This is a genomic window from Streptomyces sp. MBT65 (genome assembly GCF_016612545.1).
Classification (GTDB): Bacteria; Actinomycetota; Actinomycetes; order Streptomycetales; family Streptomycetaceae; genus Streptomyces.
The window spans coordinates 1-14,608 of the sequence record NZ_JAENRY010000066.1 but is presented as its reverse complement, the minus strand read 5'-3'; the positions used below and the strand labels follow the sequence as shown (position 1 = coordinate 14,608).

The following is a 14,608-nucleotide window of genomic DNA, read 5'->3' as shown; positions in this document are numbered from 1 at the left end:
GCCCGACTACGACGTGAGCTCCCTGTGCAGCCGCAGCCAGTGGTCCGGGGACACCTCGCCGACGAGGACGTGCGGGTCGAGGCGCGCGGCACGGAACGCGGCGTCCACGCGTCGCCTCGGGTGGGCCCGGCGCAGGGAGGCGTGCAGCGAGCCGCCCACCCCCGAGAAGCCCAGCTCGACGAGGTGCCGCCAACCGGCCAGCGCGGGCGGTTCGAGCAACGGCGTCCGGCGCCGCTCGATCCGTACGATCCCGGCGTCGACGCGTGGCACGGGACTGAACCGGCGCCGGTCGACCCGCCCGACCAGCCGCCACTCGTACCGGGGCCAGCCGCGGACCGTCAGCAGGGTCCAACTCCCGTAGTCCCCAGTGCGTTTGCGGGCGTACTCGAGTTGGGTGAGCAGGGTGGCGTCGGTGAGGGCGGGGGCGCGCAGGCACCAGTCGACGATGTCGGCGGTGCGGGAGAAGGGCACGTTCCCGGCGACGGAGAACGGGGTCCGCGGGGGCCGGGTGTCCATGAAGTCCCCGGCGACGACCCGCACTTGGGGTGTGCCGGAGAAGCGGGTGCGGAGCCTCGGTACGAGTCGGGGGTCGATCTCGTGGGCGTGGAGTTCGCGGCAGTGGGGTGCGAGCCGTGCGGTCAACGCGCCCTTTCCGGCGCCCACTTCGAGGAGGAGGGGAAGCTGCCGTCCGTGCGGGACGGCCAGGCGGGCGACGTACTCGGCGGTGGCGCGGTCGGCGAGGAAGTTCTGCGAGAGCGCGCGGGAAACGGGGGTGGGGCGGGCCATGGCCTGCGGTCCTTGTCTTCCGTGAAGGGCATACGGGCAGACGAAGGCCCCGACCGGAAGAGCAGAGCGAGAACCGCGGACCGAACGAGCGTCGAGTCGGCGGAGGTGTCAGCGGGCGTGAGCGCCCGGGCCGGTCAGGGCACCGGGGCCGCGGCGCATGCGGATCGCATACGTGCAGCTCCGGCCGAGACCGGAGTTCGTGATCGCGTTCGCGGCTGACATGGGGGGAACGCTAGGGGGTTCGGGTGGGGTGGGGCAACGGGATTTAAGGCGTCACCTCATCAGCGTTGATATCTCGCCAGCACCAAGTTGCCGTCCTTCTCCAGGCGTTGGCGCAGGTCGGCCAGGGTGATCGCGCCGCTGTAGTACTCCTGGAGGGCCGGCGTCGCCACCTTGTCCTTCCACTCCGGGTAGCCCCGTACGGACTGCGCGGGTGCGGAGACGAGGTGGTCGGCGAGTGCGGTACCGGTCGCCCAGTCGTCCTTGGTCGTATGGAGGGCGGGGTCCCTGAGTGCCCGGGTGCCGGTGGGGAGCATCCAGTCGCCGAGGGCCAGGCGGACCATGTTCCTGGGCTGGAGCAGGAAGTCGATGAACTCGGCGGCCTCCTTCTTGTGCGGGCTGTCCTCGGCGATGGACAGGGTCTGCGGGCTGACGCCCTGGGTGAGCCCGTCGGCGCCGGCCGGGGCGGGCAGCACCTGCCAGTCGAAGCCCTTCGGCGCCTGCTGCACGATCTGCTGGCGGTAGGAGAAGCCGAGCGGGACCATCGCGTACTTCCCGCCGAAGAACCCGGGCAGGGTGTCCGAGCCGCCACTGCCCAGGGTGGTCGGCGAGGCGCTGTGGTCCACGTCCGCCTGGTCGTGGATCGTGCGCGGCACGACCTGGTCGGCCGCGCCGAAACGGACGGTCACCTTGCCGTCCGTGCCCCGATGGAACAGTTCACCGCCCGTCGACAGCGACAGGTTGAGCGTGGCGGACACCGGTTCCTTGAGGGGCCAGGCCACACCGAATTTTCCGTTCCCGCTGAGCTGTGCGGTGATGTCCCTGAACTCCGGCCAGCTCCAAGGGTGTTCGGGGGTCGGGATGCGTACGCCCGCCTTCTTCAGCCAGGTCGCGTTCGCGACGATCACCCTCGGCTCCTGGAGGAACGGCACGCCGTAGATCCCGTCCCCGAAGGTCGCCGTGTCCCAACTGCGCTGCGGGATCTCCGACTTGAGCCGGGCGGGCAGCAGGTCCCGGAGGTCGGCGAGATAGCCGCCGTAGGCGAAGTCCGCGAGGTCGTCGGAGGCGTCGTGGATGATGTCCGGCGCCTCACCGCCCTCGAAGGAGGTGAGCAGTTGGTCGTGGACGCTGTCCCAACTGCCCTGTACGTACTCGACCTTGACGTCCGGGTGGGCCGCGTTCCACTCCTTCACCAGTTCCTTGTTGGCGGTGACGGACTCGTCCTGCCAGGCCAGGGACTGGAAGTGGAGGGTGATCCGGCCGTTCGCCGAGCCGTCTCCACCGCCGCTCGTGCAGCCTGCCAGGAGCAGGCAGACGACGAGGGCGAGGATCCATCGCGGGCGCATCAGCTCTTCACCGCCCCGGTGAGCATGCCGCCCGTGATCCGGCGTTGGATCAGGGCGAAGACGAGCAGGGAGGGCAGGGTCGCGAGGAACGCGGCGGCGGCCAGCGGGCCGAGGTCGGCGACGCCCTCCGCGCCGATGAAGTGGGTGAGGATCACCGGCAGGGTCTGTTTCTCCGGGGTCTTGAGCAGGACCAGTGCGAAGAAGAACTCGTTCCACGCGGTGACGAACGCGAACAGCGCCGTCGCCACGATGCCGGGCGCGAGCAGCGGTGCCGTCACGGACACGAGGGTGCGGAGCTTCCCGGCGCCGTCGACCGCCGCCGCCTCCTCCAACTCGACCGGTACCGCCCGCACATACCCGACGAGCATCCACAGCGCGAACGGCAGCGACCACACCACGTAGACCAGCACCAGGCCGGCCAGGGAGTCGATCAGCCGCAGGTTCTTCAGCACCAGGAACAGCGGGATGATCACCAGCACGAACGGGAACGCCTGGCTGACCACCACCCATCCGGTGGCGGCCCGCGCGAGCAGGGTCCGGCGCCGGGCCATGACCCACGCCATGGGTGTCGCGATCACGACGGCGATCAGCGCGGCCCCGAGCGCGGCCAGCAGGGAGTTCGACGCGGCGTGCAGCAGCGGCTGTTCGTCGAAGGCCTGGCGGAAGTTGGCGAGGGTGGGGTGCCGTGGGATCCAGGTGGGGTGCAGACTGCCCAGCTCTCGCGGGGACTTGAAGGCCGTGGAGATCAGCCAGAGGAAGGGGAAGGCGAGGAAGACGAGATACGCGAGCAGCGCAGCGTACTGTCCGGCGCGGGCACCGGTACTGGTTCTCATGACTCGGCTCCTCCCTTGATCCGGCCCACGAGGAAGACGGCGAGGAGCACCGAGATCACCGCGACCATCACGCATCCCATCGCCGCCGCGTACCCGAACTGGCCGTAGCGGAAGGCCTCTTCGTAGGCGAAGAGCATCGGCAGCCGGGTGCGGCCGCCGGGTCCGCCGCTGGTCAGGACGTAGACCAGGGCGAACGAGTTGAAGTTCCAGATCAGGTTGAGCGCGGTGATCGCCAGCGCCACCGGTCGGAGGGCGGGCCAGGTGACCGTGCGGAAGCGGCGCCAGGCTCCGGCGCCGTCGACGGCCGCGGCCTCGTGGAGTTCGCGCGGGGTGTTCTGGAGTCCGGCGAGCAGGGCGACCGTCGTCTGGGGCATGCCCGCCCAGACGCCGACGACGATCACGGCGGGCAGCGCGGTCGACAGACTGCTGAGCCAGTCACGGCCGTCGCCGAGGCCGAAGTCGCGGAGGGTCTCGTTCAGGATGCCCGCGTCCGGGTTGTAGACGATCCGCCACATGATGCCGACGACGACCTCGGGCATCGCCCACGGGACGATCGCGAGCGCGCGGGCGAGCCATCTCAGCCGTAGGTCCTGGTTGAGGAGAAGGGCCAGCCCGAGGGCGAGCAGGAACTGGGGGACCGTGACCCCGATCGCCCACACCAGACCGATCCGGAACGACTCCCAGAAGAGGGTGTCGTGCAGCAGGTCGCGGAAGTTGAGGGCGCCGATCCACCGGGTGGGCGCGGTGCGGCCCGACTGGGAGTCGGTGAAGGCGAGCAGGACGCCGTAGAGGAGGGGGCCGACGCTGAGCACGAGGATCGGGATCAGCGCGGGTAGCACCAGGAACCAGGCCGCGCGGTCGGAGCCGTTCCGCTGTCGGCCCCGGCCGGGCGCGCGGCCCGGTGGCCTTCGCACCTCCGTCGCCGATACCCCCGTCACCGATGTCATGGAATCAGCCCCTTTGCACGGCCCGGTCGGGCCCCGTCATGGTCGTGAACGCCGTGTGCCTCGTCAAGGCACCTCGCATGCCGTCCCACCTGTGCGAATGCGAGACTGGCCGTCGGATGGCGGGAACCCGACGCCGTACGCACACGCACAGGGATCACTCGGAGGCGGACGATGGACGAGGCACGGGCCCGGGACGTACTGGCCGCGGCGGACGTACTGCCCGGCGCGGCGCGGGACGCGCGACTCCTCGCCCTCGGCGAGAACGCGGTGTTCGCCGCCGGTGACCTGGTGGTCAAGGTGGGCCGCGACGCCGAACTCCTCGACCGCGCCCGGCGCGAGCTGGAGGTCGCGCTGTGGCTGGCCGACGCGGGCGTGCCGGCGGTGCGGGCCGCGGACCCGAAGGCGCGGCTGGTCGAGGGACACCCGGTGACGGTGTGGCACCGGCTGGCCGATTCCGTACGCCCGGCCGAGCCCCGGGATTTGGCCGAACTGCTACGCCTCGTCCACGCCCTCCCCTCCCCCTCCTTCGAACTCCCGCCCCGTGAGCTGCTGGGCGGGGTGGAGCGCTGGCTGCGGCTCGCGGGCGACGCGATCGCCCCGGCGGACGCGGCCTATCTGCGGGAGCGCCGCGACGGCTTCGCGACGGCCGCCGCCGCGCTCACGCCTCATCTGCCGCCGGGGCCGATCCACGGCGACGCCCTGCCCCGCAATGTGCACGTCGGTCCGGACGGGCCGGTCCTGGTCGATCTGGAGACCTTCTCCGCGGATCTGCGCGAGCACGACCTGGTGGTGATGGCCCTGTCCCGCGACCGCTACGCCTTCCCGGCCACGGCGTACGACTCGTTCACCGAGGCCTACGGCTGGGACGTGCGGGAGTGGGACGGCTGCTCGGTGCTGCGCGGTGCCCGGGAGACGGCCAGCTGCGCGTGGGTCGCGCAGCATGCCCCCAGCAACCCCGAGGCACTGGCCGAGTTCGAGCGGCGGGTGCGGTCTTTGCGGGACGGGGACGAGACGGTGCGGTGGTTTCCGTTCTAGGCGCCGATTGATCGGGGGGCGTCGGGTGTTCGGGCGACCGCGGGTCCGTTGTGATCGCTCGCGCCCACCCGACGGGGCCGCATGTCGATACGGCCCCGCGTCCCTACCGGGCGCCCCGGGGTCACACCGTCTCGTCCTCCAGCTCGCGGAGCGGCCATGTGCCGTCGATCACCGCGTCCTGGTCGCCCTTGCGGCGCAGGAAGCTCTGGAAGTCGGCGGCCCATTCGGCGTACCACTCGATCTGGCGGCGGTGCAGGTCGGCCGGGCCCAGGGCCGCGACCTTGGGGTGGCGGTCGGCTATCGCGCCGGCCAGGCGGGCGGCGGCCAGCGCGTCGGCCGAGGCGTCGTGCGCGGAGTCGAGGACCACGCCGTACTCCTGGCAGACCGCTTCGAGGTTGCGCTTGCCGCGGCGGTAGCGGTCCACGGAACGGTCGATCGTGTACGGGTCGATGACCGGGGCGGGGTCGGTACCGCCCAGGCGGTCGCGCAGGGACGGCAGTCCGTGCCGGCGCAGCTCGGCGGAGAGCAGGGTGAGGTCGAAGGCCGCGTTGTAGGCGACGACCGGGACGCCGGACTTCCAGTACGTGGTGAGGACGTCGGCGATCGACTCGGCGACCTGGTCGGCCGGGCGGCCCTCGGTCATCGCCCGTTCGTTCGTGATGCCGTGCACCGCGACGGCGTCCGCCGGGATCTCCACGCCCGGATCGGCCAGCCACTCCCGGCGGCCTATCGGCCGTCCGCCTCTGACCTCGATGACCGCGCCCGTGACGATGCGCGCCTCGCGCGGCTCCGTCCCCGTGGTCTCCAGGTCGAAGCCGATGAGCAGCTCCTGGTGCCAGGCCATGACGGCCCCCCTTCTCGGTGGTGCTTTCCCCCAGTTGTCTCCACGATCGCATGAGCCACTGACAATCCGATGACCGCGTTCCGCTTACCGCCGGAGCGGCCCCGGGTCCCGACCCTGGGACAGGTCAGGACACCGGTCTCGAATCCGCCCACATCTGCTCGAACTCATCACGATAGGTGGGAAAAAGACCGCTGTCATCCATTTCGTCCGACTTGACCAGTCGGCTTCCGTTCCGCAGCACCAGCACCGGTGCCTCCATGCCGCGGCTGCGGCGCAGATAGGACTGCACGACGGCTATGCCGTCCGTGCCGTCGCCGTCGACGAGGTACGCCGTGAAGCGGGGCGTCTCGTCGAAGACCTGGATCTCGAAGGCCCCCGGGTCGCGCAGCCGGGACCGCACCCGCCGCATGTGCAGGATGTTCATCTCGACGGCGCGGCTCAACTCGCCCCGCTTGATGCCGAGTTCACGCTCGCGGCGCTTCACCGCGCTGGAGGCGGGGTTGAGGAACAGCAGCCGTGCCCGGCACCCCGACTCGGCGAGGCGGACCAGTCGGCGGCCGGAGAAGTTCTGCACCAGCAGGTTGAGGCCGATGCCGATGGCGTCGACCCGGCGGGCCCCGCCGAAGATGTCCTCGGCCGGGAACTGCCGCATCAGCCGCACCCGGTCGGGGTGCACGGCGACCACGTCCGCGAACCGGTCTCCGATCAGCTCCTCGACCGCGTCGACGGGCAGCCGGCGCGCCGAGGGCACGTCGCTGCCGGCGCCGAGGGTCTCCAGGAGCTTCGCGGAGGCCCGCTCGGCCTGGTTGAGAACGGCCTCGGACAGGGCGCGGTTGCGGGAGACGACATTGCGGGTCACCTCCAGCTCGTCCAGGGCGAGTTCGACGTCGCGGCGCTCGTCGATGTACGGCTCGAAGCACGGCCAGTGCTGCACCATCAGCTCGCGCAACTGCGGCAGGGTCAGGAAGCTGATGACGTTGTCGTCGGCCGGGTCGAGCAAGTAGCCCTTTCGGCGGCTGACTTCGCGTACGGCGACCGCGCGCTGCACCCACTCCTGGCCGGCCGGACCGGCCGCGGCGACCACCCACTCGTCGCCGTGGACGGGTTCGTAGATGGGACGCAGTACGGCCGCCACGACGGCGCGCAGCCGCTGTTCGACCAGGTTCAGCCAGATGTAGGCGCGGCCGGCTCGCTGGGCGCGCGTACGCACCTCGCGCCAGGCGTCGGCGTCCCAGTCCAGCTCCGGACCGATGGAACCAGCCGCGTCCATCGGACGTGCCAGGGACACCGCGCCGGGCGGGACTTCTGCGGAGTTCCCCTCGTGACCCTCGTCACCAGGGGGCAACTCCAGCCCTCCCGAGCCCACCCGTGCACCGCCTTCCGCTCCCCCGAGCTCTCCCCAGTCTCAACGATCAAGGAAGGGTACTCCGGGACCGGTCGGCGGTGCAGCCGGATGGACAGGGTCGTTTCTCAACTTCCGCCGAGCACATTGCCGTTCTGGTTGGCGAGCGCGGCCGGAGTGAGCGGATTCATGGCGGTGACGTCGCGCGGGGCGATCGAGAATCCCTGCCAGTGGACCGGCATCGGCTGCTGGTCCTCGTCGCGGGCGATGTGGTGGAAGCCGACGTTCACCCAGACCACGGGCTGGGTGAGGGTCTGGCCGTTGACCCACTTGTCGACCTGCTTCGGGTGCCCCGCACCGCAGTTGGGCAGGTTGTCGCTGGCGAACTGCTCGCACTTGTTGTACTGGGTGAAGTACACGTCGTGCGTGGTGAAGCTGCGACCCGGGTACTTGGTGGTGGGGCCGGGGACTATCTCGTAGGACCGGGCGTGGTTGTCCTTGTTCTTGCCGGTCGCGCTGACGACGCGCCACCAGCGCATGTTCTTCGCGTCGCCCGCGAGTTCCTTGGTGACCTTGGTCAACGTGGTCTTGTTCGTGGGGGTGTTGGCGCCGTGCGTGGTGACCTTGGAGTCGTACTGCTCGATGCGGCCCTTGGAGGAGCCGTCGAGGGCGAAGTCCAACTTCCAGAAGACGTCGTGCTGGTGGCTCGTCGCGTAGGCCGTGGCGTTCTTGCCGAGCGGCCAGCCGCGGCCGTCGCCCGCGTCGTAGTCGTAGGGCGAGAGGCTGCCGGTGGCACCGACGTTCATGTTGATGGTGCCGTCGTCCTGGAAGCGCCACTCGGTGATGTACTCGTACCAGCCGACCTGGTTGACCGTGTAGACGAGGAAGTCCTTGCCCTGCGTCTGGTAGACCTTGTTGGCGGTGTCGCCCTGCATGCGGAAGGCGTGGCCGCGTGAACGGGTCGTCGTGCAGAGGCCCTTGACATTCGGGTGGTCCGGGTCGATGGCGTCGGGGACCTTGACGGTCTTGATGGTGCCGCCGGGACACTCGCCGGGCGCCATGTTCATCAGGCCCGTGCCGAAGCCGTACTGCGTGAGGTCGCTGTACTCGTTCTTGCCGTCGTCGTACGGGACGTGGATCTGGGCGAGCTTGGCGTCGGCGAGCACCTTGATGGGCGTGGCCTGGCCGGGCGGCTGGTAGGAGATGTTCTCCAGGACGAGGCCGGCCTCGCGCTCGTAGTGCCAGCACATCCGCCAGGTGGTGCCGGTGGAGAGCTTCTGCTCGATGGTGTAGGCGGCGCTGCAGGCGGGTGCGGCGGCGGCCGGAGCGGCCTTCGGCTGGGCGACGGCCGGGCCCGCGCCGGCCGTGGCACCGGCGGCCAGGGTGGCGAGGGCGAGCCCGACGGCCCCCCGCCTGCGGGCACGGCTGATTCTGTTGACACGCATGAAGAAGTGACTCCCTTACAGGAGAAGCAAGTTGGGACAGTGGACGAAGGACGGCGCGGTCCGCGTGGATCGGTGCGGACGGCTCGATCGGCTCAGCCGGTGAGCTTGCCGACCTTGCGGGCGCTCAGGTCGATGACGAAGTCACGGGCGTCGATCCACGGCCCGTTCTTGACCTTCGGGAACAGCCGCACGCAGCGGTGCTCGCCGCACTGGTCGAGGACGCCGGACTGCCGTCCCGGAGTGGCCTTGTAGATCATGGCGGTCAGCAACAGCTGGTCCGGTGACGTGAGTTCGTTGCCGGTGGCGTCCTTGTAGTCCGCCTTCAGGCCCGCGCCCAGCGGGTCCGCGAGCAGCAGCTCGGCCGCCTCGACGTCCTCGGCATGGCTCGCCGGCGGCTGCACTCCGTGCTGGGTGCCGGTCTGTTCGACCTTGCCGGTGTCGAGGTTGACGGTCTTGGTGACGACCGTGTCGTCCTTGTAGTCGTAGAACGTCACGTCCGCGCGGCGCGGCGCGTTCGGGTTGTCCAGCTCGTCGGGGTTCGGGTCGGCGAGCTGGACGTCGAGGCGCTGCGGGCCGCGCTTCCCGTCCACGTTCTCACTGGAGTTGAGGAACTGCTGGTTCACCGCGAGCTGCTCGACGCGCTTGGTCTCGTCGTCGGTGAGCGGGTCGCGGCCCTTGCCCTTCTCGCCCTCGGCCGGCGCCTGTTGCACCACACCGGGTGCCGCGCCCAGCCCGTCCGCGGCCTGCTGCTGGGTGGACCCTGCGGCCTTCCCGGTGCCCCCCGACTCGTCCGCCCCCGCCGTGCCCGGCAGGGTGACGGCGACCATCACGGCGGTCCCGGCCACCGCTATGGCCGTCCCCGCCACCACTTTGCCCAGGTGGCGGTGCACTGTCCTTCGCACATCTCCCCCTACTCCCCCTGGGTCCATCCCCGGACCTCTGGGAGTGGTGTCTGTCCCACTCGGTTCGGCGTACGGCATACGTCGTACGCACCGGTCATTTGGTAAGAGGGATGTAAGTCATAGGTGGTTCCCTCACTTTCGGGGAGACTCATGGCCAAGGCGCCCCGGTGGCGGGGCCCGGCTGAAAGAGTCGTGACCATGCAGGTCTGGCCTGGAGAGGCGTATCCACTCGGTGCCACGTACGACGGCGCCGGCACCAACTTCGCGGTCTTTACGGAGGCCGCGGACCGAGTAGAGCTGTGTCTGCTGCACGACGACGGCTCGGAGACGGCGGTGGAGCTGCGCGAGAGCGACGCTTTCGTGCGGCACGCGTACGTGCCCGGCATCATGCCCGGACAGCGCTACGGCTTCCGCGCGCACGGCCCGTACGCTCCCGAGCGCGGCCAGCGGTGCAACTCCGCGAAGCTGCTGCTCGACCCGTACGCGAAGGCGGTCAGCGGTTCGATCGCCTGGGGCGAGGAGGTGTACGGCTACCACTTCGACGCCCCCGACAAGCGCAACGACCTGGACTCGGCCCCGCACACGATGTCGTCGGTCGTGGTCAACCCGTACTTCGACTGGGGCGACGACCGGCTGCCCCGGCACGGCTACCACGAGACGGTGCTCTACGAGGCACACGTCAAGGGTCTGACGATGCTGCACCCGGGGCTGCCGGACGAGCTGCGCGGCACGTACGCGGCGCTCGCGCATCCGGCGGTGATCGAGCACCTGGTGGAGCTGGGGGTGACCGCCCTGGAGCTGATGCCGGTGCACCAGTTCGTGAACGACCACCGGCTGGTCGACATGGGGCTGAACAACTACTGGGGCTACAACACGATCGGTTTCTTCGCCCCGCACAACGCGTACGCCTCCTGGGGCGACCGCGGCCAGCAGGTCCTGGAGTTCAAGTCGGCGGTACGGGCGCTGCACGAGGCCGGTATCGAGGTCATCCTGGACGTCGTCTACAACCACACCGCCGAGGGCAACCACCTGGGGCCGACGCTGTCCTTCAGGGGCCTCGACAACCCCTCCTACTACCGGCTGACGGAGGACCCCCGCTACTACATGGACACCACGGGGACGGGCAACTCGCTGCTCATGCGGTCCCCGCACGTGCTCCAGCTGATCATGGACTCGCTGCGCTACTGGGTCACCGAGATGCATGTCGACGGCTTCCGCTTCGACCTCGCGGCCACCCTGGCCCGGCAGTTCCACGAGGTGGACCGGCTGTCGTCGTTCTTCGACCTGGTGCAGCAGGACCCGGTGGTCTCCCAGGTGAAGCTGATCGCGGAACCCTGGGACGTCGGCGAGGGCGGCTACCAGGTGGGCAACTTCCCGCCGCTGTGGACCGAGTGGAACGGCAAGTACCGCGACACCGTGCGGGACATGTGGCGGGGCGAGGGGCGCGCGCTCGCGGAGTTCGCGTCCCGGCTGACCGGCTCCTCCGACCTCTACCAGGACGACGGTCGTCGCCCCCTGGCCTCCATCAACTTCGTGACCTGCCACGACGGGTTCACGCTGAACGACCTGGTGTCGTACAACGACAAGTACAACCAGGCCAACGGCGAGGACAACAGGGACGGCGAGAGCCACAACCGGTCCTGGAACTGCGGTGCCGAGGGCGACACCGACGACCCGGCCGTCCTGGAGCTGCGCGCCCGCCAGATGCGCAACTTCGTGGCCACGCTGATGCTGTCCCAGGGTGTGCCGATGGTCAGCCACGGGGATGAGTTCGCGCGCACCCAGAGGGGCAACAACAACGCGTACTGCCAGGACAGCGAGCTGGCCTGGGTGAAGTGGCCCGAGGAGGGCGCCGAGTCGTCTCAGTTGCTGGCCTTCACGCGCGCGTTGGTGTGGCTGCGCAAGGAGCATCCCGTGTTCCGGCGCCGGCGCTTCTTCCACGGGCGGCCCGTGGAGGGCACCCACGACGAGTTGTCGGACATCGCCTGGTTCACCCCGGAGGGCAAGGAGATGACCCAGCGGGACTGGGACTCGGCGCAGGCGTCCGCGCTGTCGGTGTTCCTCAACGGCAACGCCATCTCGGAGCCGGGTCAGCGCGGGGAACGGATCGGCGACGACTCCTTCCTGATGATGTTCAACGCCTCCCCCCAGACGCTGGAGTTCGTGGTGCCGGTCAATCACGGCCGCCAGTGGGAGGTGATCGTCGACACGGGCCGCGCCGAAGGGGTGCCGTCCGGCACGGGCGCGAAGGTGAAGGCCGGGGACCGGCTCACCCTGGTGGACCGCAGCATGACGGTGCTGCAACGGCCCACCTGAGACCGCACCTGGTGGGTGGACCGGATGCCGGGGGCGATGACACGAAGGGCTGCCGGGCGGGTACACAGGTCTGCATGACACCTGAACGACCCGACCCGGCAGTGCCCACGGCCACCTACCGGCTCCAGCTGCAGCCCGAGTTCCCGTTCGCGGCGGCCGCGGCGGCCGTGCCCTACCTGGCGTCGCTCGGCGTCTCGCACCTGCACCTCTCCCCCGTCCTGGAGTCCGTTCCGGGTTCGACGCACGGCTACGACGTCGTCGACCACGCGCGCGTACGGGGCGAACTCGGCGGCGAGGACGGCCTGCGGGCCCTCGCGCGCACCGCGCGGGAGCACGGTCTCGGCCTGGTCGTGGACATCGTGCCCAACCACATGGCCATGGCCCCGCGCCACAACCACGCCCTGTGGGAGGTCCTCAGGGAGGGCCCCAAGTCGCCGTACGCGCGCTGGTTCGACATCGACTGGGAGGCGCAGGGCGGGCAGGTGCTGCTGCCGGTGCTGGGCGGTCCGGTCGGTGCGGAGATCGGCGCGCTGGAGGTCGACGGTGACGTCCTGCGCTACTACGACCATGTGTTCCCGCTGCGCGAGGGCACCGGGGAGCTGCCGTTGCCGCGGCTCCTGGACGCGCAGTGGTACCGGCCCGTGTGGTGGCGGCTGGCCCGTACCGAGCTCAACTACCGGCGTTTCTTCAGCATCTCGGAGCTGATCGGGGTGCGCGTCGAGGACCCGGAGGTCTTCGACGCCACGCACGCGAAGATGCTGCAACTGCTGGACGAGGGTGTCGTCGACGGGCTGCGCGTCGACCACCCGGACGGTCTCGCCGACCCCGACGGCTACCTCGGGCGGCTGCACGAGGCGACCGGGGGCCGCTGGACTGTCGTGGAGAAGATCCTCGCGGACGGGGAGCACCTGCCGGCGTCCTGGCCCGTCGCGGGCACCACGGGCTACGACGCCCTGAGGCAGGTCGACGGGCTGTTCACGGACCCGGCGGGCGCCGGTGAACTCCTGGGCCAGTACCGGAGGTTCGCGGCGCCGCAGACGGACCGCGGCGGTCACTGGGAGGCGACGGTTCGGCGGGCCGCGTACAAGGTGCTCACGCATGAACTGGTCGCGGAGATGGACCGGTTGACCCGGGTGGCGGCACGCGTGTGTGCCACGTCCCCGGAGCCCGCGCTGCGCGACCGGGCCCCCTGGGCGCTGCGGACCGCGGTGCTGGAGCTCCTGGTCCGCCTGGAGGTGTACCGGCCGTACACCTCGGGGGACACCGCCGCCGTCGTCACCGAGGAGGCGGCGGCCGAGGCCCGGCAGGCGTTCGTCGTCGCCGAGGAGGCGGGTGCCGTGGACGTCGTACGGGAGCTGCTGTTGGGGCGGTACGGGGACGGGCCCGAGCAGGTCGAGTTCCGGACGCGGTTCGCGCAGACGGCGTCCGCGCTGCGGGCCAAGTCCGTGGAGGACACGGCCTTCTACCGCTATGTGCCGCTGCTGTCGGCGACCGAGGTGGGCGGGAACCCGGGTGATCCGGCCGTGTCCCCGGAGGACTTCCACGCGTACTGCGCGCGCGTGCAGCGCGACTGGCCCGCCATGGGCACCGTCCTGTCGACCCACGACACCAAGCGCAGTGCCGATGTACGGGCCGCGCTGGCGGTGCTCACCGAGGTGCCGGAGCGCTGGGCGGACGTGCTGGCCGAGGTGACCCGTACGGGTGCGGGAGTGCCGGACGCGCAGCTGGCGTGGGCGGCCTGGCAGACGGTGTTCGGGCTCGGCCCTGCGGACGCGGAGCGGGTCCAGGAGGCGTTGCTGAAGCATGTGCGCGAGGCGGGCCTGTACACGAGCTGGACCGAGCAGGAGCCGCCGTACGAGGAGGCGGTGGCGGCGTTCGTCGCGGCGGGCCCGTGCGGGCCGCCGGGCGAGCACGTGGCCGCGTTGCGCACGGCACTGGAGCCGCACGTCCGGGCCAACATGCTGGGCGCCGCCCTGGTCCAGTTGACGATGCCGGGCGTGCCGGACCTCTACCAGGGCACGGAGGCCGAGTACCTGGCCCTGGTGGACCCCGACAACCGCCGCCCCGTGCCGTTCCCGCCGCCGCACCCCGGCGACAAGGGCGCGCTGACGGCCGCCGCGCTGCGGCTGCGCGCCCGGCGCCCCGAGGTCTTCGGCGACGCGGCGACGTACACCCCGCTGACGGCGCAGGGCCCGGCGGCGGCGCACTGTGTGGCGTTCGCGCGCTCGGAGAGCGTGGTCACGGCGGTGACCCGGCTGTCGGCGCGGCTCGCGGAGGCGGGCGGCTGGCGCGACACGCTGCTGCCGCTGCCGCCGGGCCGTTGGGTCGATGTGCTGGCTCCGGAGCGGGAGTTCACGGGGCACGCACGCGTGGCGGAGCTTTTCGGGAGGCTGCCGGTCGTGCTGCTGGACCGCGCGGAGTAGGTACTAGGTACGCACCGCGAGGGTCCGCGGCGAACGGTGGACCAGGTCGTCGGGCATGCGCCTGGCGCCCTGTGCGCGGCGCAGGCCCGGCAGGGCGGCCAGGAGTGCTCGCAGACCGTGTTCGGCCGTGAGACGGGCGACCAGGGCCTCGGGGGCGAGCGGGGCGGGGT

11 protein-coding genes are annotated in these 14,608 nt (G+C 70.8%); 3 read left to right on the top strand and 8 right to left on the bottom strand.

All coding sequences use genetic code 11. The features are described 5' to 3' along the window. Nucleotides 1-6 precede the first annotated feature (6 nt). The 4 genes from erm to JHN63_RS17275 form a co-directional block, all read right to left on the bottom strand. On the bottom strand, nucleotides 7-786 hold the full coding sequence (erm, locus tag JHN63_RS17290) for an ErmE/ErmH/ErmO/ErmR family 23S rRNA (adenine(2058)-N(6))-methyltransferase (RefSeq protein WP_200681961.1): 780 nt from the start codon (nucleotides 784-786) through the stop codon (nucleotides 7-9). Between the two features lie 281 nt (nucleotides 787-1,067). Beyond that, nucleotides 1,068-2,351 carry an ABC transporter substrate-binding protein gene (locus tag JHN63_RS17285; RefSeq protein ID WP_200681960.1) on the bottom strand — a complete coding sequence of 428 codons (1,284 nt, stop codon included), beginning with the start codon at nucleotides 2,349-2,351 and terminating at the stop codon, nucleotides 1,068-1,070. Continuing rightward, nucleotides 2,351-3,184 carry a carbohydrate ABC transporter permease gene (locus tag JHN63_RS17280; RefSeq protein ID WP_200681959.1) on the bottom strand — a complete coding sequence of 278 codons (834 nt, stop codon included), beginning with the start codon at nucleotides 3,182-3,184 and terminating at the stop codon, nucleotides 2,351-2,353. Before JHN63_RS17280 ends, JHN63_RS17285 begins: the two co-directional genes overlap by 1 nt. After that, the gene (locus JHN63_RS17275) at nucleotides 3,181-4,131 is read right to left on the bottom strand and encodes a carbohydrate ABC transporter permease (RefSeq protein WP_200681958.1); all 951 of its coding nucleotides are present in this window, start codon (nucleotides 4,129-4,131) and stop codon (nucleotides 3,181-3,183) included. The genes JHN63_RS17280 and JHN63_RS17275 overlap by 4 nt, the downstream gene beginning before the upstream one ends. A 171-nt stretch (nucleotides 4,132-4,302) precedes the next feature. On the opposite strand from JHN63_RS17275, the gene JHN63_RS17270 reads away from it, so the two are divergent. Beyond that, complete coding sequence (locus tag JHN63_RS17270) at nucleotides 4,303-5,166, top strand: phosphotransferase enzyme family protein (RefSeq protein WP_200681957.1); 864 nt, start codon at nucleotides 4,303-4,305, stop codon at nucleotides 5,164-5,166. A 121-nt stretch (nucleotides 5,167-5,287) separates the two neighbouring features. Here JHN63_RS17270 and JHN63_RS17265 read toward each other — a convergent pair whose 3' ends face one another. The 4 genes from JHN63_RS17265 to JHN63_RS17250 all read right to left on the bottom strand — a co-directional run bounded on the left by JHN63_RS17265 (nucleotide 5,288) and on the right by JHN63_RS17250 (nucleotide 9,699). Beyond that, nucleotides 5,288-6,010: a 3'-5' exonuclease gene (locus JHN63_RS17265; RefSeq protein WP_200681956.1), complete on the bottom strand. Its 723-nt coding sequence runs from the start codon at nucleotides 6,008-6,010 to the stop codon at nucleotides 5,288-5,290. Between the two features lie 124 nt (nucleotides 6,011-6,134). After that, nucleotides 6,135-7,376: an SAV2148 family HEPN domain-containing protein gene (locus JHN63_RS17260; protein ID WP_200681955.1), complete on the bottom strand. Its 1,242-nt coding sequence runs from the start codon at nucleotides 7,374-7,376 to the stop codon at nucleotides 6,135-6,137. Between the two features lie 104 nt (nucleotides 7,377-7,480). Further along, nucleotides 7,481-8,797, bottom strand: a complete 1,317-nt coding sequence (locus tag JHN63_RS17255) for a copper amine oxidase (RefSeq protein ID WP_200681954.1) — start codon at nucleotides 8,795-8,797, stop codon at nucleotides 7,481-7,483. Nucleotides 8,798-8,889: 92 nt separating this feature from the next. After that, nucleotides 8,890-9,699, bottom strand: a complete 810-nt coding sequence (locus JHN63_RS17250; RefSeq protein ID WP_200681953.1) for a Tat pathway signal sequence domain protein — start codon at nucleotides 9,697-9,699, stop codon at nucleotides 8,890-8,892. 198 nt (nucleotides 9,700-9,897) lie between these two features. Here JHN63_RS17250 and glgX point away from each other — a divergent pair, with 198 nt between their 5' ends. Both glgX and treY read left to right on the top strand, forming a co-directional pair. After that, nucleotides 9,898-12,015, top strand: coding sequence for a glycogen debranching protein GlgX (gene glgX, locus JHN63_RS17245; RefSeq protein ID WP_200681952.1), 2,118 nt, complete (start codon nucleotides 9,898-9,900; stop codon nucleotides 12,013-12,015). A 74-nt stretch (nucleotides 12,016-12,089) separates the two neighbouring features. Next, complete coding sequence (treY, locus tag JHN63_RS17240) at nucleotides 12,090-14,438, top strand: malto-oligosyltrehalose synthase (protein ID WP_200681951.1); 2,349 nt, start codon at nucleotides 12,090-12,092, stop codon at nucleotides 14,436-14,438. Nucleotides 14,439-14,608: the final 170 nt, after the last annotated feature.